The sequence below is a fragment of the Brachybacterium alimentarium genome, from assembly GCF_002332425.1.
Classification (GTDB): domain Bacteria; phylum Actinomycetota; class Actinomycetes; order Actinomycetales; family Dermabacteraceae; genus Brachybacterium; species Brachybacterium alimentarium.
The window spans coordinates 166376-187610 of the sequence record NZ_NRGS01000003.1 but is presented as its reverse complement, the minus strand read 5'-3'; the positions used below and the strand labels follow the sequence as shown (position 1 = coordinate 187610).

Genomic DNA, 21235 nt, shown 5'->3' with positions numbered 1-21235 from the left:
CATGATCATGGGGGCCGCGGCGCAGAGCCCGGGATACTGATGCCATGACGTCTGCGACCTCTGTACCCGCTCCCCCTTCCGACGGCTCCCGCTGCCCCTGCGGCCTGGGCGACGTCTACGGCGCCTGCTGCGGGCCGGTGCTGCGCCAGGAGCGCCGCGCCGCGACCGCTGAAGCGCTCATGCGCTCGCGGTACACGGCCTTCGCCGTGCGGGACGTCGAACATCTGCTGCGGTCCTGGCATCCGCAGGAGAGGCCCCCGCGCGAAGAGCTCGACGCCTCCCTCACGGACGGCACTCGCTGGCTGCGCCTGGAGATCCTCTCCACCTCTGACGGCGGCCCCTTCGATGACGAGGGCACGGTCGAGTTCCTGGCGATCGCGCGCACGCCCGAGGGTCGGCACCGACAGCACGAGACCTCACGCTTCGTGCGGGAGGGTGGTGCGTGGCTGTACGTCAGCGCACAGGAATGAGGGACGCCCCCGGGCAATAGGCACGGGGGCGTCCGTCGGGCGTCAAGGCCGTCCGTTGGGAGGCCTGCGAGATCAGCGGCCGGACGCCGCGACCTTCTTCTCCGCGTTCTTGGCCGCATCCTGCAGGATCGAGCCGAGCTCTGCCGCGTACTTCTCGGCATCCTTCGAGCGGGGCAGGGAGGAGTTCTTCAGGGACTTCGCGCTCTTCTTCGCCGAGCGCTCGGTGGACCGGCGCGCCTCGCGCATGGTCTTCGCGAGCTTCTCACCCCGAGTGGGCTCGCGCCGGGAGGCAGCGACCGCGACGGCGATGCCTGCTCCGAGCACGACCACGCCGATGACGCCTCCCACGACCGCTGTCAGCGGCACCGGGGAGGACTTCTCGTCACCGGCTTCGGAAAAACCCTTCACCGAACCGACGAGCTCGTTCTTCCAGCGGGTCACCGCATTCTTCGGGTTCACGCGATCGACCAGCTCGTCGATGTCCGACGCCAGGTTGTCCTGGCGTCGGTAGGCCTCGTCGCGCATGTCGTCCAGGCTGTTCTTCTTGGCCACCACTGCCTCCGGGTGTCGTCAGGGCTTGATCACGCTGATCGTATCGCGAGCAGGCGATCCGCTTCGCCTCCTCGACCGTTCTGGTCCGTTCCGTGGACCCTCGGGCCGTCGGCGCGGCCCGCCCTCACAGGCGGGCCGACCGGTTCAGCCCTGCGTGCGCGACAGGAAGTCGTCGGCGCCGCCCACCAGCTCGACGTGCCCGGTCGGCACGTCGGCCGTGGCCATAGCGGCCACCTCGGCGGCGAACTCGTCGACCGAGTAGAGCTTGCCAGCGGCCTCGCGGCGCTCCTCGAGCGCGCCGGGACGGGCACGGTTCAGCAGGGTCGCGGTGACGGTGCCCTCGATCATGTCGCCCGAGACGACCACGAAGGAGATGCCCTTCTCGGACATCTCGCCGAGACGCTCGGTGAGCGCATCCTCGCCGGCCCGCTTGGACCGGGCGACCTGCTCGTACTCGGGCATGGTCTCGACCTGGTCGATGAAGTGCGCCTGGTGGCTGGTCACGAACACCACGCGGCCGCCGACCGACAGGTGCTCCAGCCCTGCGGTCAGGGCGTCGGACTGTGCATCACGGTTCAGGCGCATCGCATAGTCCTCGCCGAGATCCGCCTCCATCCCGCCGGAGGCGTTCAGGACCAGCAGGTCCAGGCTGCCGAAGGTGTCGATCGCGGCCTGGATGAGGCCCCGCACGTCGTCCGGGACCGTGAGGTCGGCGCCGACCGCGAGGGCCTTGCCGCCGGCGGCCTCGATCTCGGCGACGACCTTGTTCGCGCGGGGAGCCTTCTGTCGGTAGTTGATCACGACGTTCGCGCCCTGCTCGGCGAGCAGCTTCGCGGTGGACGCACCGACTCCTCGGGAGGATCCGGTGACGACGGCGGTCTTGCCTTCGAGGGCGCTCATGAAGGTCTCCTGTGCTGCGGGGGGTTCGTGGTGTCGATGTCAGGGGCGGGCGCATGCACCGCCCGCGTCGGGCCGGGTGCGTCGCGCCACCAGGGACATCAGCCTACCGGAGCATGCCCTGCGGCCCGATAGGCTGGGCGGGCGCGCGAGTGGCGGAATCGGTAGACGCGCTGGATTTAGGTTCCAGTGCCCCCAGGGCGTGAGGGTTCGAGTCCCTTCTCGCGCACGTATCACCCCCGCGATGAGGAGACGCTCCATGACCCTGTTCGGGCTCGTCCGCCATGGGCAGACGGACTACAACCTGCAGAACCGCTTCCAGGGGTCCTCGGACATCCCGCTGAATGCGACCGGGATCGCCCAGGCGCATGCTGCGTTCGCTCAGCTGCCGCCGGTGGACTGGGACGTGATCGTCACCTCACCGCTGAAGCGGGCCGAGCAGACGGGCCGGATCATCGGCGAGGACCACGACATCCCCTTCGGCGGCACCGATCCGCGATTCGTGGAGATCGACTGGGGCATCGCCGAGGGACAGGCCGTGGAGGAGATGGAGCAGCGGTATCCCGAGCGCTCCTTTCCCGGCCGTGAGGATCATCAGGCGGTGGCCGATCGTGGCTACGACGGACTCGAGGCGCTCGAGGAGCGCTACCCGGGGCAGAAGGTCCTGGTGGTCGCGCACGGCACCCTGATCCGCTTCATCCTCTCGGGGATCATCGAGCAGCCGCTGCCCTCGATCCCCAACGCGACGCTGTCGCTGGTCGAGCTCGAGGACACGACCTGGCGCGTCCGGATGATCGCGGGCGAGGAGGTCGACCATGCCGTGAAGGTCGCCACCCGCGAGCAGAACCCGCGCTTCCATGTGGAGAAGTCCCAGCTGGCACCGTCGCAGGTCGTGGCGGCCGCCCCTGGTGAGGACAGCGACCTGACCGGACCCGACGAGGAGGTCTCCTGATGTCCAACCGCACCGCCGTCGACGCCGAGGGTTCCTGGTTCGAGCCGGAGCACATCGCCCAGCTGCGTCGCCACCTGCCCATCCCCTACCTCGACATCGTGCCGGTGCGCACCGATGTCGATGGTGCCGTCGTCGAAGTGGGGCTCCTGCTCCGGGCGTCCGGCAGCGGGCAGATCGTGCGCGCCATCGTCTCCGGGCGGATCATGATCCACGAGACGATCCGCGAGGCGATCTCCCGCCACATCGAGAAGGATCTGGGGCCGATGGCGATGCCGCGCATCCCGGTCTCCCCGGTGCCGTTCACCGTCGCGGAATACTTCCCGACGCCCGGCATCTCCCCCTTCCACGACCCGCGCCAGCATGCGATCTCGATGGCCTATGTGGTCCCCGTCGACGGGGAGACCGCGCCGCAGGAGGATGCTCTGGAGCTGACCTGGTTCGGCATCGACGAACTGCAGCAGGAGTTCACGCCGCTGGACGAGATGAGCGGCGGCCACGATCTCATCGTGCGTCGGGCGCTCGCGCACGTGGGCGCTGCCTGAGACGGCTCCTGCGTCCGACGACGAGCGCCCCTGACCCACGACGGGTCAGGGGCGCTCGCTCATTGCCCGAGTCGACAGTTCAGGGGCTCGACAGTTCAGGGTCCGACGGCGAGGGTGACGGTGAGCGGCCGCAGGGCCTCACCGCACCTCGTCGGCGGGACGACAGGACGCTCGCCGAGGGGCAGGCGTCGCGGTCGGGTCAGCCGAGGAGCCGCGCCACGTGCTGCGCGAGGGCCCGGAAGGCCTTGCCACGATGGGAGATCGCGTCCTTCTCCTCGGGAGCGAGCTCACCGGCGCTGCGTGTCTGGCCGTCGGGGAGGAACAGCGGGTCGTACCCGAACCCTCCTTCGCCGTGCCGCTCATGCAGCAGCCGCCCCACCATCTCGCCGCGCTCGACCACCTCGGTGCCGTCGGGCGCCACCAGGGCCGCGGCGCAGACGAAGCGTGCACCACGATGCTCGTCGGCGATGTCGCCGAGCTGGGCGAGCAGCAGGTCGTTGTTGGCCTCGTCGTCCCCGTGCCGGCCGCTCCAGCGGGCCGAGAAGATCCCCGGGGCCCCTCCCAGCACGTCCACCGCCAGGCCGGAATCGTCGGCGACGGCGAGCAGGCCCGTCGCCTTCGCGGCGGAGCGCGCCTTCAGCAGCGAATTGCCGTCGAAGGTGACCTGGTCCTCGACGACGTCGGGCAGGGAGATCCCGGCGGAGGAGATCACCTGCTCGGGGTCGAGACCCGGCACCGCGGCGGCGAGGATCCGCTGCAGCTCCCGCAGCTTCTTGGCGTTGTGGGATGCGAGGATCACGCGTGCCCCGGTGGGCACGTCGGCTCGGGCGGTGCTGTCGGCAGCGCTCATCGCTGCTCGGCGAGGACGTCGCGCTGGATCTGCGCGAGCTCTGCGCAGCCGCCGGTGGCGAGATCCAGCAGAGCGCCGAGCTCGGTGCGGTCGAAGGGGGCACCCTCGGCGGTGCCCTGCACTTCGACGAAGGATCCTGATCCGGTGACCACGACGTTCATGTCGGTCTGGGCCGTGACGTCCTCGCGGTACTCGAGGTCCAGCAGCGGCCGGCCCTCGACGATGCCCACGCTGATCGCGCTCACGGAATCGGTGAGGACCTGCTTCGCCGCCGGCACCGCGGCGTGCTGCTTGCCCCAGGCGATCGCGTCGGCCAGCGCCACGTAGGCGCCGGTGATCGCGGCGGTGCGGGTGCCGCCGTCGGCCTGCAGCACGTCGCAGTCCAGCTGGATCGTGTTCTCACCGAGCGCGTCCAGGTCGATGATCGCGCGCAGGGAACGCCCGATCAGGCGGGAGATCTCGTGGGTGCGGCCGCCGATCTTGCCCTTGACGCTCTCGCGGGCTCCACGGGTGTTGGTGGCGCGCGGCAGCATCGCGTACTCGGCGGTGACCCAGCCGGAGCCGGAGCCCTTCTTCCACCGCGGGACGCCCTCGGTGAAGCTGGCCGCGCACAGCACGCGGGTGCGACCGAATTCGATGAGGGCGCTGCCCTCGGCATGGTCGAGCCAGTTGCGGGTGATATGCACGTCACGCAGCTGGTCAGGGGTGCGGCCGTCGACGCGGTCGCCGGCCGGGGTGGGGTTCTGGGTGCTCATCGAGCGGGTTCTCCTCCGTGTCGCTCAGGCGTACTGATCGAGGATAGCCGTGATCGGCGAGGCGGCGCCCCGAGCCGGGCCCTGCCGGCCCCGGACACAGAGCGGTTCAGGAGGGGGACTCCGACCGGCTGGTGTCGTAGACGGCCTTGGGCGTCGCGAGCTCCAGCGGACCGGGGTACACGCTGCGCGCTTCGGCCAGCGGCACCGCCGGGTCCGTCCACGCGGCGATATGAGTGAGCACCACCCGGCCCGCCTGCGCGGTGACCGCGGCCTCACCGGCCCGCAGACCCGTCAGGTGCACGCCGGTGAAGCGGTCGTCGCGCCCTTCGATGTATCCGGCCTCGCACAGGAAAAGGTCCGCTCCGACGGCCAGATCGTCCAGGGCCTGGCAGGTGTCGGTGTCCCCCGAGTAGGCGAGCACGTCGCCGCCTGCGGTGATGCGGAAGCCATAGGCCTCCACGGGATGGACCACCTCGCGCACCTGGATGTCGAACGGTCCGATGGAGAACTGCTGGTGGTCCCGGAGCACGTGGTAGTCGAAGGGCACGCAGTCCACACCGTCGGGCACCGGGCCCTTGCGGCCCAGCACCGCCGAGAGCCGCTCCGGGAGGGGCTCGGGAGCGTGGATCGGCAGCTGCGGCAGATCATCGCGCTCGTGGTAGGCCCAGAAGACCTCGAGACCGGTGAGGTCCAGGAAGTGATCGGGGTGCAGATGGGAGATCAGCACGGCGTCGAGGTCGGCCGGATCGATGGCGGACTGCAGCGGTCCGAACGCTCCGGAGCCGAGGTCCATGAGCACGCGCCAGACGCGCCCGTTCTCGTCCTCCTGCTCGAGGAGGTAGCTGGAGGCCGCGCCTCCGGGACCGGCGAAGCTGCCGCTGCAGCCGATGACGTGGATCCTCATGACGTCACCACCGGCAGGCTCGCGGTCATGTCGAGCATCGGCCCCAGGAACCGCCGCGACAGGCGCACGAAGGAGGCGCTGCCCGGCCCCTCGGCAGTCTGCGCGAAGACGTGCCGCGGGGCGTCCGAGGACTCCCGCAGCAGGGACGCGCCGCGCAGCTGGCGGTACACGTCCAGCGCGGTCTCCTCGGCGGAGGAGACCAGCGAGACGTCGGGACCCATGACATAGCTGATGGGGCCGGCGAGCATCGGGTAGTGGGTGCAGCCGAGCACCAGGGTGTCCACGCCGGCCTCGCGCACCGGGGCCAGATACCTCTCGGCCACCTCGATGACCTCTTCGCCGGTGGTCACCCCGTTCTCGACGAACTCGACGAAGCGCGGGCAGGCCTGAGTGATGATGTCCAGCTCGGGGGCGGCGGCGAAGGCGTCCTCGTAGGCGCGTGAGGTGACCGTGCCCTCGGTGGCGATCACGCCCACCCTGTGGTTGCGGGTCGAGGCCACGGCGCGGCGCACCGCCGGCTGGATGACCTCGATGACGGGCACGTCGTAGCGCTCACGGGCGTCGCGCAGCACAGCCGCGGAGGCGGTGTTGCAGGCGATGACGAGCATCTTCACGCCGTGCTCGACCAGGTTGTCCATGATGTCCAGCGTCAGGGAGCGCACCTCGGCGATCGACCGTGGGCCGTACGGCCCGTGCTCGGTGTCGCCGATGTAGACCAGCTCCTCCTGAGGCAGCTGGTCGAGGATGGCTCGGGCGACGGTGAGCCCGCCCACCCCGGAGTCGAAGATCCCGATCGGCGCGTTGTTCATCTCGGCAAGGCTAGTGTCGTTACTGCTCAAGAGCAGTGATGCCTCGCGCACTGGGTGCAGTTTCACAGTCTGGTCACAGGACGGCAACGATCAGTCGAGCGCCCGCAGCAGGCTCTCCTGCAGCCAGGACAGCAGCTCGTACACGGCGATGACGATGTCCGAGCCCACCTGGTCGCTGTCCTCCGAGCTCGCCTCCTCCACGCGCTCGCCGATCTGCTGCAGCATCCGCACCGTGTCGAAATCGCCGTCGCGCTGGAGATCCAGACGGTCCGCCAGGACGATCCGCACGTCGTTGAGCGCGCGGAGCATCGACAGGGCCTGCTCGTCGTCCAGCACCACCTCGCCGTGGCCCGGCCCGCTCGCGTCCAGCAGCGAGATCACGGCGGTGAGGTCGGTGAGCTTGCCGTCGGCGAGCTCCTGCTGGCCGAAGCGACGGAACTCGCCGGCCAGGGTCTCGTCCTCGGACGCGGCGGGGAACAGGCGCTTGACGGCGGAGTCGGCGGGTTCGCGAGCGTCCTGCCCGGCGAACTCGGCCTCCAGGCGGCGCAGCGGATCCTCGCTCGCCGCGGCCTTGCGCAGCACCTCCGGGTCCCGGTCGATGCCCAGGTCAGCACGGATGAGGTCCGCCGTCTCCTGCGCGACCTGGGAGATGATCGCCTTCTCCTCGCTGTCGAGCCGGCAGGCGAGGCTGCCGTCGGCACGACGCCTGAACGCGTGCGCCATCAGCCCTCCCCCACTCTCTCCAAGGTCGCCTGCAGGCCGAAGGAATGCATCGCCTGCACGTCGGTCTCCATCCGCTCGCGCGAGCCGCGCGAGACCGTCGCACGGCCCTCCTCGTGCACCTGCATCATCAGCTGCTCGGCGACGAGGCGGGAGTAGCCGAAGTGGCGGCGCAGGACGAACACGACATAGCTCATGAGGTTCACGGGGTCGTTCCAGACGACGGTGCACCAGGGACCGTCCGTCTCGGCGTCCACCTGGGTGCTGCGGTCGAGGTCTGTCAGCGAGCTCGTCCCGGAACCGGCCCGCCGCTGCTCCACCGGCATTCGTGCTCCTTCTCTGTTCCACCGCGCCCCGGTCCGTGAGATCGTCCGCCGGGAAGCGGCTCGGACGAGTCTACGGGGCGTCCCCGTCAGCCGGTCGGCCCGGCACGCATTACGGTGGACACTGTGACTTCTGCCCTGCTCACCGACCTCTACGAGCTGACGATGCTCCAGGCTGCCCGCCAGGCGGGCACCGCCTCGCGCCGCAGCGTGTTCGAGGTGTTCACCCGCTCCCTCCCCGAGGGCCGCCGCTACGGCGTGCTCGCCGGCACCGGGCGCGTGCTCGACGCCATCGCGGACTTCCGCTTCGACGAGGCCGACCTGCGCTATCTGCGCCGCACCGGCGTGCTCGACGAGGAGACCCTCGCGCACCTCGCCGACTATCGCTTCACCGGCGACGTGCACGGCTACGAGGAGGGCGAGCTCTTCTTCCCCAACTCCCCCGTGATGCGCCTCGAGGGCACCTTCGAGGACGCGGTGATGCTGGAGACGGTCATCCTGTCGATCCTCAACCACGACAGCGGCGTGGCCTCCGTCGGATCGCGGATGATCACCGCCGCTCGGGGCAGGCCCTGCATCGAGATGGGCGGGCGACGCGTCCACGAGGACGCCGCCATCGCCGCTGCCCGCGCCGCCTACATCGTGGGGTTCGCGTCCACCTCGAACCTCGCCGCCGGGGCCCATTACCGGGTCCCTGCCGCCGGCACCTCCGCGCATGCCTTCACCCTGCTGTTCGACTCCGAGGAGGAGGCGTTCCGTGCTCAGATCGCCTCGCAGGGGGTGGGGACCACTCTGCTGGTGGACACCTACGACGTCGACGCCGCCGTGCGCCTGGCCGTCGAGATCGCGGGGCCGGAGCTGGGCGCGGTGCGCCTGGACTCCGGGGACCTCGGTGCCCAGTCCATCCGGGTGCGTGCCCTGCTCGACTCCCTCGGTGCGACCTCCACCAAGATCACGGCCACCGGCGATCTCGACGAGTTCCGTGTCGAGGAGCTCGCGCAGGCCCCGCTGGACGGCTACGGCATCGGGACCCGCCTGGTCACCGGCGGCGGGCATCCCGCCCCCGGCTTCGTCTACAAGCTGGTCGAGCGCGAGGGCGCCGACGGGCAGATGCACCCGGTGGGCAAGCGGTCCCAGGACAAGGCCACCCTCGGCGCCGGCAAACGTGCCTTCCGCATGCTCGTCGGCGACCGCGCCCATGCGGAGCTGGTGCTGCCCGGCGAGGCCGAGATCGCCGAGTTCGAGCGGGAGCTGACCGCGGAGCTGATCTCCGCAGAGGCCTCCCCCGAGTGGCGCCGCACGAACCTGCGGCCGCTGCAGGTGCCGATGATCCGCGGCGGTGAGCCCGTGCAGTCCCTGCGCGCACCGCAGCAGGTCGAGGCCGCGCGGGCGCGCCATGCGGCCTCGGTCGCGGAGCTCGCGCTGGACGTCGAGGACGGCCCCGACGGTCCGATCGCGATCCCGACCGTCACCGACGGCATCGAGGCGGCCCGCGTCCTGCGCTGACCGAGCAGCGATCAGTCTGCGAGCGATCGCGAACGCTCAGCGTCGGCTGCGAGCGATCAGCGTCGCCTGCGAGCGCTCAGCGTCGGCCGACGAACCAGCCGCGCACGATGCTGATCCGCTCCTGGATCTGCTCGGCGTCGGCCTGCGCGACCGCCGGGCCGCCGCTGCGGCTGCGCAGCGTGTTGTGCACGGATCCGTGCGGGGTGCCGGACTTGCGGGCCCACGCGGAGACCAGGGTGCTGAGCTCCTTGCGCAGCTCCATCAGCTTGCGGTGATCCACCACGCCGGTCGGCGGGGCGCTGTCCGCGCCGCCGCTCTTCTGGCGTCGTGCCTGCTGCTGGGCCTGCTGCTGCTGGAGGACCGTGCGCATCTGATCGGCGTCGAGCAAGCCGGGGATCCCCAGGAACTCCTGCTCGTCCTCGCTGCCCGCGATGCCGCCGGCGCCGTACTCGCCACCGTCGAACAGCACGCGGTCGAAGGACGCCTCGGATTCGAGCGCCTCGAAGCTCATCTCGAGCTGGTCGCTGGCCTGCTCGGAGCGGTTCGCCTCCTCCAGGAGGCTCTCGTCCAGGCCCGTCTCCTCGTCCCCGGTCGCCGGGCGCAGGTCCAGCACGTGATCGCGCTCGGCCTCCAGCTCGGCGGCGTGGGCCATGAGGATCGGCACCGTGGGCAGGAAGATGCTCGCGGTCTCGCCGCGGGTCCGCGACCGCACGAAGCGGCCCACGGCCTGGGCGAAGAACATGGGCGTGGCGGTCGAGGTGGCGTAGACCCCGACCGACAGGCGGGGCACGTCGACACCCTCGGACACCATGCGCACCGCGACCATCCAGCGATCGTCGGAGGCGGAGAAGTCGTCGATGCGCCGGCCCGAGCCGGCATCGTCGGAGAGCACCACCGTGGGCGCCTGCCCGCAGATCCGCTGCAGCGTCGCGGCATAGGCGCGGGCCGCCTTCTGGTCCGTCGCGATCACGAGGCCGCCGGCGTCGGGCACGTGCCGCCGCACCTCGGTGAGGCGACGATCCGCTGCCGAGAGCACCGACTGCATCCATTCGCCGTCGGGGTCCAGGGCGGTGCGCCACGCCTGCTGGGTGATGTCCTTGGTCTCCAGCGCTCCGAGCTGCGCGGAGACCTCGTCCCCCGTCTTGGTGCGCCAGTGCATGCGGCCCGAGTAGGTCATGAACAGCACGGGGCGCACGACGTGGTCGCGCAGCGCCTCGCCATAGCCGTAGGTGTAGTCGGCCTTCGAGCGGGAGAAGCCCTCGCCGTCCTCCTCGTAGACCACGAAGGGGATCTGGGAGGAGTCGGAACGGAACGGGGTGCCGGTCAGCGACAGCCTTCGCACCGCCGGATCGAAGGCATCGCGCACGCCGTCGCCCCAGGTCAGCGAGTCACCGGCGTGGTGGATCTCATCGAGGATCACCAGCGTGCGGTCCGCCTCGGTGCGTGCTCGGTGCAGCGCCGGGTGCATGCCGACCTGCGCGTAGGTCAGCGCGACGCCCTGGTAGTGGGCACCGTGGGTCCCCTGGGCGTTCGTGAAGTTCGGGTCCAGCGAGATGCCCACGCGCGCCGCGGAATCGGCCCACTGGGTCTTCAGGTGCTCGGTGGGCGCGACGACGGTGATCCGGCGGACTGTGCCCTCGGCGAGCAGGGACGCCGCGATCTGCAGCGCGAAGGTGGTCTTGCCGGCGCCGGGGGTCGCGACGGCCAGGAAGTCCTTCGGTGCGCGGCTGCGGTACAGCTCGAGGGCCTCGGACTGCCAGGCACGCAGCTTGGGGACGGTGCCCCAGGCGGCACGTTCGGGGTAGGCCGGCGGCAACGATCGCGCGGCCGCCTCGGAGGGCTGACGGGGATCGTTCGTGGAGAACAGGGAGGGGGTGGTATTCACGGCGTGGACCACCGTACCGCTGCGGTGCGACGACCCGCCGACAGATCCGATGTGAGGAAGCCCCCGCGCGTGTCGTGCCCCCTCCGCCGAGGGCGGCGACCTGCCCTCGCGAGGCCGTGACCAGCCCACGCGGCGGTCTCCAGCACATCGGGGGCGGCGCAGGCGGGCACGACGAGAGGGTGGCCCGGGCACGAGCCCGGACCACCCTGGATCATCTCCGCACGACGAACGGGTCGCTCTGCGGCCCGGAGACGTGGGGTCAGCGCCGACCGCCGAAGAAGCCGCGGAATCCGCCGCCGCGGCCCGAGCCTCCGCCCTTGCCGCCGTCGCCGTCCTGCGGCTCGCGCAGGCCCTGGTAGATCTCCTTGCACTCCGGGCACACCGGATACTTCTCCGGATCCCTGCCCGGCACCCAGACCTTGCCGCACAGGGCGATCACCGGGGTGCCGCCGAGGGCGGCCTGGGTGATCTTGTCCTTGCGGACGTAATGGGCGTACCGATCGTGGTCGCCGTCGTCGGTGCTCTGCTCCTGCTCCTGCAGCTGGCGATCGAGCACCGCGGTGCTGCCGGGGGCGGCACCGGGGTCGTCGCTGTAGGGGTCCATCCGGGACGGGTCGGAGGTGGAGGACATGGCTGCTCCCTCTGTCGTGATCGTTGCCGTGAGCCTAGCGGCCCTGCCTCCACGGTGATAGCCGCCCGCGCTGGAACACTGGCCACATGGACGCTGTCGCCGAATTCCTCCGTCGAATACCGCACGAGATCGCCGGCGCGGGCGGTTCCCTCGCAGGGCGCGTCGGCGCACTGGTGCTGGCGCTCGTCCTGAACCTCGGCTTCTACCTGCCCTCGCTCCCCTCGGGCCTGCCCGGTGCAGGGGTGCCCGGTCTGGACAAGGTGGTCCACCTCGTGGTGTTCGCCCTGACCGTGTGGGCGGCCGGCCGTCTGCTGGCGCCACGGCGACGGTTCCCCATGGGGTGGATCGTGATCATCGCGTTCGTCCACGCCGTGTTCATCGAGCTGGTGCAGCTCGCACTGCTGCCGGAGCGGGGCGCCGAATCCGCCGATGTGCTCTTCGACGTCATCGGCATCGCACTGGGTCTCGGGCTGTGGATCGGCGAGCGCCTGCGCAGCCGCGGTATCGCGTCGGGGGCGGACCTCGACGATGATCGGTACGGCGACGGGCTGCCGGCGGACGCAGTGCAGGACGGCGAGCCGCTGGACGACGGCGTTCCGGAGAACCGGGACGCATGACCGCCGGCGGCGAGGCTGACCACAGCCTGCTCGAGGAGCTCGTCGCCGGCCTGACCCGGTCGGCGGCAAGCGCTCCTGCCGCTGGCGAGCCCCGCGAGGGCTCTGCGGCGGCCGTCGCCGGGGTGGACCGTCCAGGACATCACCGCGCCACCGCTCTCGCGGGGTCCACCGCGCTGTGCGCGGAGGATGGTTCCGTCCTCCCGGAGGGGTCGCCGGAGGTCACCTCCGTGGAGGCCGGGACCCTGTTCGACATGGCGTCCGTGACGAAGGTCGTCACGGCGCTCACCGCCGCCACCCTGATCGAGGACGGCATGCTGGATCCGGAGACCCCGGTCGCGGAGTATCTCCCCTCTCCGCATCCGGCGATCACGGTGCGGCATCTGCTCACGCACACGTCGGGCCTGCCTCCGGTCATGCCGCTGTGGACGATCGACGGGGATCGCGACACACGCCTTGCCGCAGTGACCCGAGCACAGCTCGACGCGGAGCCGGGCACGGCCCACTCCTACTCCTGCATCGGCTTCATCCTGCTGGGCAGCCTGCTCGAGGGACTCACCGACACGCCCCTGCCCGAACTCGCCCGCACCCGGGTGCTCGATCCCGCAGGCGCCATGACGGCCGGGTGGTCCCCGTCGGAGCTCGACGCCTCCCGAGCGGCGGCGACCGAGTATCAGGACGATCCGCCGCGCGGGCTGGTGCGGGGCTCCACGCACGACGAGACCGCCTGGTCCCTGGGCGGCGCCGGGAATGCCGGACTGTTCGCGACCCTCGACGACGCCCTGGCGCTCGGACGGGTGCTGGCGGGTCGCGGCCCGGGGCCGACGCTCTCCGCGCCGGTGCGGGCCCTGCTCACGAGCGATCAGCTGCCTGCCGAGGTCGGCACGGGTGCCCCGTGGCGGCAGGCCTTCGGGCTGCGCGTCGGCCAGGAGACGGCCCCGGGGGCCGTGCTCCCCCGCGTCGTGGGGCATCCGGGCTTCACCGGCACCTCGATCCTCGCGGATCCGGGCACCGGGACCGTCGCCACGCTGCTCACCAATCGGGTCCATCCCCACCGGACGCGCTTCACGGTCGACCGCGCCCGGCGGGAGCTCGCCCTGATCGCCTTCGCCTGACCGGGCCCGGTCAGGAGCCGTCGCGCCGGCGCCCGCCCGTGGCCCCTCAGCGCAGGCGGGCCGCCGGGTTCGGAGCGGCAGCCAGCAGGCGCTTCGTGTACTCCTCCTGAGGATCGTCGATCACGGAGCGGCTCTCTCCCGCCTCGACCACCCGGCCGTGGTGCATGACCATGACCTCGTCGGAGTAGCGGCGGGCGCTGCCCAGGTCGTGGGTGATGTAGAGGACCGCGAGGTCCTCGTCCCGCCGCAGCGAGTCGATCAGGTCGAGCATCTCCTTGCGGATCGTCACGTCGAGCATGGAGACCGGCTCGTCCGCGATCAGCACCTTCGGGGACGCGGCGAGGGCACGCGCGAAGGAGACGCGCTGGCGCTCCCCTCCCGAGAGCTCGTGAGGGAAACGGTCCAGGTACCTGTCGGCCGGGGTGAGGCCCACCCGCTCCAGCAGCCGGAGGCAGCGATCGTGGACCGCCGCCTCCTCGCGCGCGTCCTGATGGATCCGCACCGCACGGCCCAGGGTGTAGGCGATCCGGCGCAGCGGGTTCAGTGAGGCGAAGGGATCCTGCAGGGTGAGCTGCACATCCCCCACGTAGGCCCGATGCCCGGCGCTGCCCGTCGTCGGCACGTCACGGCCCTCCAGCAGGATCTGCCCGGAGGTGGCCGGGATGAGACGGGCGAGCATCCGGCCCAGCGTCGATTTGCCCGAGCCGCTCTGTCCCACCAGGGAGGTGGTCCGGCCCTGGGCGAGGGCGATCGAGACGTCGTCGACCGCGCGCATCCTCTGCTGGCGGCGCAGCAGACCGCTGCGCGACCCGACCGGGTACTCCTTGACGAGGTTCCGGCCCTCCAGCACCGCACGGGCCTCGGGCTTCCCAGCGGAATCGTTCGTGGTGTCGGTGATGGTCATGCGAGGCTCCCCAGTTCTGCGAGCGAGGACAGCAGGTTCTTGGTGTACGGATGCCGCGGATCGCGGTAGATGTCGACAGCGGGCCCGTATTCGACGAGCTCGCCGTGGCGCATCACCGCGATCGAGTCGGAGATCTCCAGCAGCAGGGCGAGGTCGTGGGTGGTGAACACGATCGCGAACCCGTACTCGTCCCGGAGCCGCATGATCTGATCGAGCACGTCCCGCTGCACCAGGAGATCCAGCGCGGTCGTCGGCTCGTCCATGAAGATCACGTCGGGCTCGAGCACCAGGGCGATCGCGATCGCCACGCGCTGCTTCATGCCGCCGGAGAGCTCATGGGGATAGGCGTCGATGCGCTCGGCATCGATCCCGACCCGCTCCAGGTGCTCCCTCGCGATCGCGGTGCGCTCGGCGGGCGGCAGACCCGGCCGGTGCACGCGGATCACATCGTCGAACTGGGCATGGATCGAGGTGACGGGGTTCAGGGCGTTCATCGCGCTCTGGAAGACCACGGCGATCTCGTTCCAGCGCAGGGCCCGCAGCTCGCGGTCCTCCAGGTGCAGGAGGTCCGTGGCCGTACCGTCCTCGGCGCGATACGTGATCGCCCCTCCGGCGACGTCCGCCGGGGGCCGCAGCAGGCGGGTGACGGCGTTGGTCAGCGTCGATTTCCCGGATCCGGACTCTCCGGCCAGGCCCAGGACCTCGCCGCGGCGCAGCGTGAGCGAGACGTCCTGGACCGCATGCACTGTGCCGAAAGCCGTCGGATAGTCGATCCGCAGGGAGTCGACCTCGATGATCGGCGCGCCCGGCATCGGGGACGGACGCACATGCGGGACGAGCTCGGGATCGGCCTCAGCGGCGCGCTCCTCGGTGAGGGCCACGTGCTCGGCCGTCGCTCCCGTCGCGCCGCCCGGTGCGGGGGTCGCGCTGGATCCGATGCCCGACACCTGGGCGTTCGCGGACGTCGCATCACCACCGGCGGCACGGCTGCTCGTCGTCCCCTTCGTGGCTGAGCCCGTGCGCAGGCGCGGGTTGGAGTACTCGTCGATCGCGAAGTTGATCAGCGCCAGCCCGGCGCCGATCACGGCGATCGCGAGGCCCGGCGGCACGTACCACCACCAGGCGCCGGCCAGCAGCGCCTGGGAGTTCTGAGCGAAGTAGAGCATCGAGCCCCAGCTCGTGGTGGTCAGCGAGCCCAGTCCGAGGAAGGCGAGTCCCGCCTCGGAGAGGATGCCCCCGATCACCGAGAACAGGAAGCCGGAGGCGACCAGCGGCAGCATGTTGGGCAGCACCTCGAAGAACATGATCCGCATGCGGCTCTCGCCGGTGGCGCGGGCGGCCTCGATGAACTCCCGGTTGCGCAGGGAGAGGGTCTGCGCCCGGATCACGCGAGCCGAACCGGCCCAGGAGGTGATCGCGATGACGATGGCGATCGAGAGCAGCCCGCGGGAGGGCAGGTAGCCCGTGAGGACGATCAGCAGCGGCATCCCGGGGATCACGAGGAACACCGCGGTGAGGATGTACAGCAGGTCGTCGGCGACCCCGCGGAGGTATCCGCCCAGCAGGCCGACGGCCACGGACGCCACCTGGGAGACGACACCGGCGAGCAGACCCACCAGGAGCGAGGTGCGCGCGCCGGTCATGAACTGGGCGAAGACGTCCTGACCGGTCTGGGTGGTGCCGAGCCAGTGCCGGCCCGACGGCGGCTCGAGCATGTCGAAGGAGGTCGCGTTGGGGTCGTGACGGGAGATGAGCGGCCCGAACGCTGCGAGCACGACGAAGATGATCACGATGACGAGTCCGACGCGGACCTTCCCGCTGCGCGGGATCAGTGAGGAGATGGACATGGCTCAGGCCCCCTGCCGGGTACGCGGATCGAGGAACACGTAGGCGGCGTCGGCGATCAGGTTCGCGACGATCACCGCGAGCGAGATGATCAGGAACAGTCCCTGCATGAGCGGGAAGTCCTGAGCCGACACCGCCTGGAACAGCGTGTATCCCAGTCCTGGATAGTTGAAGATCACCTCGGTGAGCATCGAGCCGCCGACGACCGCACCGAGCGCCAGGGCGAAGCCGGTGATGCTCGGCAGGATGGCGTTGCGGGCGGCATACCCGAACAGCACCATCCGGCTGGGCAGGCCCTTCGCCTCGGCCATCGACACGTAGTCCTCGCCGAGGATCGTCACGGTCATGTTCCGCATCTGCAGCACCCAGCCGGCGAAGGACCCGATCACGATCGTCAGCGCCGGGAGCGCGGCGTGGAAGATCACCGAGCCGATGAACGGCGCGGACAGCTCCGGGAACATGGTGCGGTCGTAGGCGCCCGCGTACGGGAACCAGCCGAGGGTCACGGCGAGGATCAGGACCAGGATCAAGGCCATCCAGAAGTACGGGATGGCATTGAGGAAGGTCAGGGCGGGCAGCACGTGGTCGGACCAGGTGCCGCGCCGCCAGGCGAGCAGCACGCCCAGTGCGGTGCCCAGCAGGAAGCTGACCACGGTCGAGACGCCGACCAGGATCACGGTCCAGGGCATCGCACCGGTGATGATGTCGATGACGGGCACCGGATAGTTGCTCAGCGAGACGCCCAGGTCGAAGCGGGCGAGATCCGCGAGGTACCGGCCGTACTGGATGATCAGCGGGTCGTCGGAGATGCCGAACTGGGCGGCGATCGCCTCGGCGGCCTCCGGTTCGATCTGCCCCTCGGAGCCGGCGATGAGCACGCGCACGGGGTCACCGGGCATCAGCCGGGGGATCAGGAAGTTCAGGGTGAGGGCGGCCCAGGCGATGAACGCGTACAGGCCGAGCTTCTTCAGCAGATATCTCATCGGTCTCTCCTCCGCCTCAGTTCGTGGTCCTGGTCAGGTTGCGCAGCACCATGACCCGGTCGGCGTTCTGCACGGGTGCCCCGAGCGCGTACGGGTCGGACTCGTCCGGGAACCCGGTCCAGAGCTCGGTGTTGAAGTTGAACCAGTTCGGCGCGGTGACGATCGGCAGCGTGGGCATCTGCTCGATCATGATCCGCTGCAGCCCCTCGACGGCGGCACGCTGCTCCTGCTCGTCGTCGGTGTCGGCGTAGGAGCTCAGCAGCTCGTCCGTCTCCTCGTCGTACCAACGCTGGAAGTTCGCCACCACCGGTTCGTCGCCCTCGGTGCGGTACTCCGACGACAGCATCGAGCGATACAGGTACCAGGGGTTCTGGCCTGCTCCGGCCGTCGAGATCGTGACGAAGAAGTTGCCGGTGTCGCGGGCTTCGAGCCACTGCTCGAAGGAGATGCCGCGAGGGGTCAGCGCGATGCCCACCTTCGACAGCTGGGAGCCGAGGATCTGGCTCGTGGTCACCCAGTCGTTGTAGCTCGAGGGGATCGGCAGCTCGAAGACGAGCGGGGTGCCATCGGGGGCCACGCGGATGCCGTCGCCCCCGCGCTCGTACCCGGCCTCGTCGAGCACCCTCTCGGCCTCCTCGAGATCCACCTCGAACTCGAGGTCGCGATACTCCTCCGCGATGAACTCCTCGAAGGTGGGGCGAGGAAGGCCGGTGGGGTGGGGTGGACCGAAGTACTGCTGGTACGCGATCTCCGCGATCTCGCGGCGGTCCACGGCCAGGCTGATCCCCCGTCGCAGCTCCAGGTCCTGGAAGAGCTCCTTCTCGAGGTTGAACGTGAGGTTGACAGTGCCGTTGCCCGGATACCAGTAGCCACGGTGCTCGGGGTCGTGGTCCACGAAGATCTGGTCGATGTTGGCGATGAACCCGCCGGACCAGTCGATCTCCCCGGCCTGCAGAGCGGTGTTCATGGTCTGCGTCGTGAAGGACGGCCAGGCGAGCTCACGCGGCTCGAACTCCTCGGCCGCCCAGTGCCCGTCGTTCTTCACGAAGGTGTACAGCTGATCGGAGAATCGCTCGAGCTGGTAGGGGCCGCTGCCCACCGGGTCGGCGACCTGCTCGGTGGAGGGGTCCTCGAAAGCGGAGAACACGTGCTCGGGCACGATCGGCCGCGTGCAGATGTCCGCCTCCTGCGCGAAGGACGTTCCGTCGAACTCGATCTGCACCGTGCGGGAATCCAGCGCGATGGCGTCCGCGATGCCCAGGGCCACTGTGTTGGTGGCCGGGACATCACGGTGCATCAGGAACGTGAACACCACGTCCTCGGCGTCCAGGCGCTCTCCGTCGGTGAACTCGACATCCTCGCGCAGCGTCACCGTGAGCACCGTGCCGTCCTCGTTCCACTCCAGCTCGGTCGCGAGCCACGGCTCCGATTCGCCCGGCGACATCGCTGTCGCGAGCCGAAGGTTCTCGTAGATCAATCCGCTCGCGCCCTGGAGCGGAACACCCCCATAGGGGTTGAAGTTCGGCTGGAACGTCGTGGAGTCATTGGCGTGGATGCGCAACGGCTGGTCCTGATCTGCCGGACCGCCCCGGGAGCATCCGGAGAGGGCCGCGGTGCCGGCAGCGCCTGCGGTGCCGAGCATCAGCGCACGGCGGGTGACCTCTGGTGTCATCGAGCGATTCCTTCCTGACTGCGGTCCACGTCGACGTGTCCCGTGGGCAGCGTGTAGGGGGTGAAGGTGCGCAGCGGGACGAAGCCCCGCGAGGTGTAGAGGCGGTGTGCCGGGGAATCTCTGCCGGTCCACTGGAACCAGGCGTGCGCGAGACCCTCTCCGGCCATCCGCAGCAGAGCGGCGTCCAGCAGCGCCCCGCCGGCCCCGTGGCCGCGGGCCCAGGGGGCCACGCCGAAGGGCCCGAAACGGGACGGGTCCCGGCCGACGACTCCCCAGCATGCGAAGCCCAGCAGCTCCTGCGATGCGTCGCGCGCCACGAGGATCCGCTCCGGTGGTCCGCCGCGCTGCACGAAGGCCCGCAGCGTCTCCGCCCAGTCCGCAGCGAGATGCTCCTGGACGAGCTCGTGCAGCACATCGCGCTCCCCAGGCTCACAGGGTCCGACGTCGATCGCCGTCGGGACCGCGCGGTCGAGGTCGTGCAGCGTGCGGTGCATCGCGAGCGCGGAGCCGGCCGGCCGGGCGCCGTGGGAGACCAGGAACGCCGCCGTCGCCGGATCACCCTCCGGGTCGACCCCCGGAGCGGCATAGCCGTGCGGGCGGCCGCTGATCCGCAGGACGGGGACGCCGCGCTCCCTCGCCGTCCGCACTGCCGCGTCCAGGAGCGCGGTGCCCACCCCCTGGCGACGGCATTCCGGATCGACAGCGCCGCTGACCAGCCATCCCTCCGCGGCGTGCCACGGGATGTCGAGGTGGACGCAGCCCAGCGGGACGTCGTCGCGCTCGGCGACGATCACGACCGTGTCCTCGTCCCGGCCTGCCTCCACAAGGTCCTGCAGCAGCCCCGGACCGAGCACAGCCGTGCCGGAGGTCCGGGTCAACGCGCTGAGCGCGGCGAGGTCACCCGCCCGCAGACCGGTGCGCAGGTGGAGATCTCCCGTTCCTGCGGGGCGGGTCGTCGAGGCGACGGAGCCCTGCAGTGCGGACCGGTCCATGGGGACGTCCCGGCTCATCGCTGCAGTCCGATCGGGGCAGGAGAGGCGGCGCAGATCTCCTCGTAGCTCGCCCTGTCAGCGATGCCCGTGCGCAGCACATCCGATCCCCACAGCAGGTCGATGAACTCCGGCCTGTCCGGAGCGCTCTCGCGCCAGAGGGGTTGATCGGGGTACAGCTCGGCGACCACGCTGAGGATCATGTGACCGACCCTCAGGGGATCGAACGCCCCCGCATCCGCCGCAGCCGCATGGGGACCCTCCATGAGGTGCACCTGTGCGCCCTGCACCCGCTCCCCGGCGAAGGAGCTGTGGGTGGGACGGTAGTTCGCCTCCCGGAAGCACACCCCGGGAAGGGCGCGCTCCCGGAGCGCCGCGGTGAGCTCGGGGCCGCACCAGGGGGCGCCGAAGACCTCGAAGGGCATGGTGGTGCCTCGGCCCTCGCTCAGGGTCGCTCCCTCGAGCAGTCCGATGCCGGGATAGAGCGCCACGGTCGTCAGCGTGGGCATGTTCGGCGAGGGCGCGATCCATGGCGCCGAGCCGTCCTCGCCGGGGGCGTCGACGACCTGGAGGTCCAACGGCTTCTCGAGATGGTCGGCCGCGATGGTGCGAGCGACGCCGCCCAGTCTGGCCCCGTGGCGAAGCGGCACACCGAGGCGGCCCACGAAGCTCGCGCAGCGCGCATCGAGCCCGGGCCCCAGCGCGGTGGTGGCCAGCGGAGCCGGCCGGTCGAGCACCGTGACCGGCAAGCCGAGGCCCGCGCAGGCCGCCATGACGTCCGCCATGCTCCACATGTACGTGTAGAACCGGCATCCGATGTCCTGAAGATCCACGACCACCCGGTCGATGCCTGCACTGGCGAGCAGCTCCTCCAGCGGTCGCCCCTGCAGCCCGTAGGCGTCGAGCACGGGGAGCCCCGTGGCAGGGTCCTGGTCCTCGTCGTTGCCCGTGCCCGCCTGGCCCGTCCCCCAGTACCCGTGCTCCGGGGAGATCAGGCAACGCACGTCGACGCCCGCCGCGATCAGGGCGTCGACTCCTCGCGCCAGATCACTGGTGACAGCGGCGAAATGAGTGAGCAGGCCGACCCTGCTCGGGGCGAGGAGATCCGGGTCGGTGCGCACACGATCCAGACCGGTACGGGGCTGTGACTCACATGACATAGACCGAAGCTACCGAAAGAAACCCGTTTACGTAACCCGGTTACGCATGTCGGCGTGGTGCGTCGTCCGCTGACCGAGGGCACCCAGAGGCGGCGCGCACGGAAGCATGCGCGCCACCTCTGGGTGCCGTCGGGGCGAGGGTCCGGCGAGGCGTGTC

Annotated in this window: 22 protein-coding genes and 1 tRNA gene; 7 read left to right on the top strand and 16 right to left on the bottom strand. The window is 70.5% G+C overall.

The features are described from left to right. The first annotated feature begins 44 nt into the window (after positions 1 to 44). Entirely contained in the window at positions 45 to 470 is a 426-nt protein-coding gene (locus CIK71_RS02135; protein WP_096163533.1) for a YchJ family protein, read from the top strand. 72 nt (positions 471 to 542) lie between these two features. Here CIK71_RS02135 and CIK71_RS02130 read toward each other — a convergent pair whose 3' ends face one another. Together CIK71_RS02130 and CIK71_RS02125 are read right to left on the bottom strand one after the other, a co-directional pair. Beyond that, on the bottom strand, positions 543 to 1022 hold the full coding sequence (locus CIK71_RS02130) for a hypothetical protein (RefSeq protein ID WP_096163532.1): 480 nt from the start codon (positions 1020 to 1022) through the stop codon (positions 543 to 545). 144 nt (positions 1023 to 1166) lie between these two features. Beyond that, the gene (locus CIK71_RS02125) at positions 1167 to 1922 is read right to left on the bottom strand and encodes an SDR family oxidoreductase (protein WP_096163531.1); all 756 of its coding nucleotides are present in this window, start codon (positions 1920 to 1922) and stop codon (positions 1167 to 1169) included. 143 nt (positions 1923 to 2065) lie between these two features. Here CIK71_RS02125 and CIK71_RS02120 point away from each other — a divergent pair. The 3 genes from CIK71_RS02120 to CIK71_RS02110 all read left to right on the top strand — a co-directional run bounded on the left by CIK71_RS02120 (position 2066) and on the right by CIK71_RS02110 (position 3413). Further along, positions 2066 to 2148: transfer RNA gene (locus tag CIK71_RS02120), tRNA-Leu, on the top strand. Between the two features lie 30 nt (positions 2149 to 2178). Next, a complete protein-coding gene (locus tag CIK71_RS02115) occupies positions 2179 to 2871 on the top strand; it encodes a histidine phosphatase family protein (RefSeq protein ID WP_096163530.1) in 693 nt (230 codons plus the stop codon). After that, entirely contained in the window at positions 2871 to 3413 is a 543-nt protein-coding gene (locus CIK71_RS02110) for an NUDIX hydrolase family protein (protein ID WP_096163529.1), read from the top strand. The genes CIK71_RS02115 and CIK71_RS02110 overlap by 1 nt, the downstream gene beginning before the upstream one ends. A 199-nt stretch (positions 3414 to 3612) precedes the next feature. Here the strand turns inward: CIK71_RS02110 and rdgB are convergent, their stop codons facing one another. The 6 genes from rdgB to clpS form a co-directional block, all read right to left on the bottom strand. Then, on the bottom strand, positions 3613 to 4263 hold the full coding sequence (gene rdgB, locus CIK71_RS02105) for an RdgB/HAM1 family non-canonical purine NTP pyrophosphatase (protein ID WP_096163528.1): 651 nt from the start codon (positions 4261 to 4263) through the stop codon (positions 3613 to 3615). Then, the gene (gene rph, locus CIK71_RS02100) at positions 4260 to 5018 is read right to left on the bottom strand and encodes a ribonuclease PH (protein WP_096163527.1); all 759 of its coding nucleotides are present in this window, start codon (positions 5016 to 5018) and stop codon (positions 4260 to 4262) included. Before rph ends, rdgB begins: the two co-directional genes overlap by 4 nt. A 106-nt stretch (positions 5019 to 5124) precedes the next feature. Next, positions 5125 to 5922 carry an MBL fold metallo-hydrolase gene (locus tag CIK71_RS02095; RefSeq protein ID WP_096163526.1) on the bottom strand — a complete coding sequence of 266 codons (798 nt, stop codon included), beginning with the start codon at positions 5920 to 5922 and terminating at the stop codon, positions 5125 to 5127. After that, positions 5919 to 6731, bottom strand: a complete 813-nt coding sequence (murI, locus tag CIK71_RS02090) for a glutamate racemase (protein WP_096163525.1) — start codon at positions 6729 to 6731, stop codon at positions 5919 to 5921. The genes CIK71_RS02095 and murI overlap by 4 nt, the downstream gene beginning before the upstream one ends. A gap of 90 nt (positions 6732 to 6821) precedes the next feature. Continuing rightward, the gene (locus tag CIK71_RS02085; RefSeq protein ID WP_096163524.1) at positions 6822 to 7454 is read right to left on the bottom strand and encodes a DUF2017 family protein; all 633 of its coding nucleotides are present in this window, start codon (positions 7452 to 7454) and stop codon (positions 6822 to 6824) included. After that, on the bottom strand, positions 7454 to 7777 hold the full coding sequence (clpS, locus tag CIK71_RS02080) for an ATP-dependent Clp protease adapter ClpS (RefSeq protein WP_096163523.1): 324 nt from the start codon (positions 7775 to 7777) through the stop codon (positions 7454 to 7456). The genes CIK71_RS02085 and clpS overlap by 1 nt, the downstream gene beginning before the upstream one ends. A gap of 123 nt (positions 7778 to 7900) precedes the next feature. Between clpS and CIK71_RS02075 the strand changes: the two genes are divergently transcribed. Beyond that, a complete protein-coding gene (locus tag CIK71_RS02075; RefSeq protein WP_176485498.1) occupies positions 7901 to 9280 on the top strand; it encodes a nicotinate phosphoribosyltransferase in 1380 nt (459 codons plus the stop codon). Between the two features lie 76 nt (positions 9281 to 9356). Here CIK71_RS02075 and CIK71_RS02070 read toward each other — a convergent pair whose 3' ends face one another. Beyond that, entirely contained in the window at positions 9357 to 11147 is a 1791-nt protein-coding gene (locus CIK71_RS02070; RefSeq protein WP_465251277.1) for a DEAD/DEAH box helicase, read from the bottom strand. Between the two features lie 277 nt (positions 11148 to 11424). Further along, positions 11425 to 11796 (bottom strand): DUF3039 domain-containing protein, encoded by a 372-nt coding sequence (locus tag CIK71_RS02065; protein ID WP_096163520.1) that lies wholly within the window; start codon positions 11794 to 11796, stop codon positions 11425 to 11427. A gap of 86 nt (positions 11797 to 11882) precedes the next feature. Here CIK71_RS02065 and CIK71_RS02060 point away from each other — a divergent pair, with 86 nt between their 5' ends. After that, a complete protein-coding gene (locus CIK71_RS02060) occupies positions 11883 to 12413 on the top strand; it encodes a VanZ family protein (RefSeq protein ID WP_096163519.1) in 531 nt (176 codons plus the stop codon). Beyond that, positions 12410 to 13525: a serine hydrolase domain-containing protein gene (locus CIK71_RS02055; RefSeq protein WP_096163518.1), complete on the top strand. Its 1116-nt coding sequence runs from the start codon at positions 12410 to 12412 to the stop codon at positions 13523 to 13525. The genes CIK71_RS02060 and CIK71_RS02055 overlap by 4 nt, the downstream gene beginning before the upstream one ends. A 46-nt stretch (positions 13526 to 13571) precedes the next feature. On the opposite strand, the gene CIK71_RS02050 is transcribed toward CIK71_RS02055, so the two are convergent. Genes CIK71_RS02050 through CIK71_RS02025 form a run of 6 tightly spaced genes read right to left on the bottom strand, consistent with a single transcriptional unit; the run spans position 13572 to position 21078 of the window. Further along, complete coding sequence (locus tag CIK71_RS02050) at positions 13572 to 14429, bottom strand: ABC transporter ATP-binding protein (RefSeq protein WP_096163517.1); 858 nt, start codon at positions 14427 to 14429, stop codon at positions 13572 to 13574. Then, the gene (locus CIK71_RS02045; protein ID WP_096163516.1) at positions 14426 to 16276 is read right to left on the bottom strand and encodes a dipeptide/oligopeptide/nickel ABC transporter permease/ATP-binding protein; all 1851 of its coding nucleotides are present in this window, start codon (positions 16274 to 16276) and stop codon (positions 14426 to 14428) included. The genes CIK71_RS02050 and CIK71_RS02045 overlap by 4 nt, the downstream gene beginning before the upstream one ends. 3 nt (positions 16277 to 16279) lie before the next feature. Next, a complete protein-coding gene (locus CIK71_RS02040) occupies positions 16280 to 17257 on the bottom strand; it encodes an ABC transporter permease (RefSeq protein ID WP_096163515.1) in 978 nt (325 codons plus the stop codon). Between the two features lie 16 nt (positions 17258 to 17273). Beyond that, positions 17274 to 18929 carry an ABC transporter substrate-binding protein gene (locus CIK71_RS02035; protein ID WP_096163514.1) on the bottom strand — a complete coding sequence of 552 codons (1656 nt, stop codon included), beginning with the start codon at positions 18927 to 18929 and terminating at the stop codon, positions 17274 to 17276. Next, the gene (locus CIK71_RS02030) at positions 18926 to 19921 is read right to left on the bottom strand and encodes a GNAT family N-acetyltransferase (protein WP_096163513.1); all 996 of its coding nucleotides are present in this window, start codon (positions 19919 to 19921) and stop codon (positions 18926 to 18928) included. Before CIK71_RS02030 ends, CIK71_RS02035 begins: the two co-directional genes overlap by 4 nt. A gap of 14 nt (positions 19922 to 19935) precedes the next feature. Next, positions 19936 to 21078, bottom strand: coding sequence for an exo-beta-N-acetylmuramidase NamZ family protein (locus CIK71_RS02025; protein ID WP_096163512.1), 1143 nt, complete (start codon positions 21076 to 21078; stop codon positions 19936 to 19938). Positions 21079 to 21235: the final 157 nt, after the last annotated feature.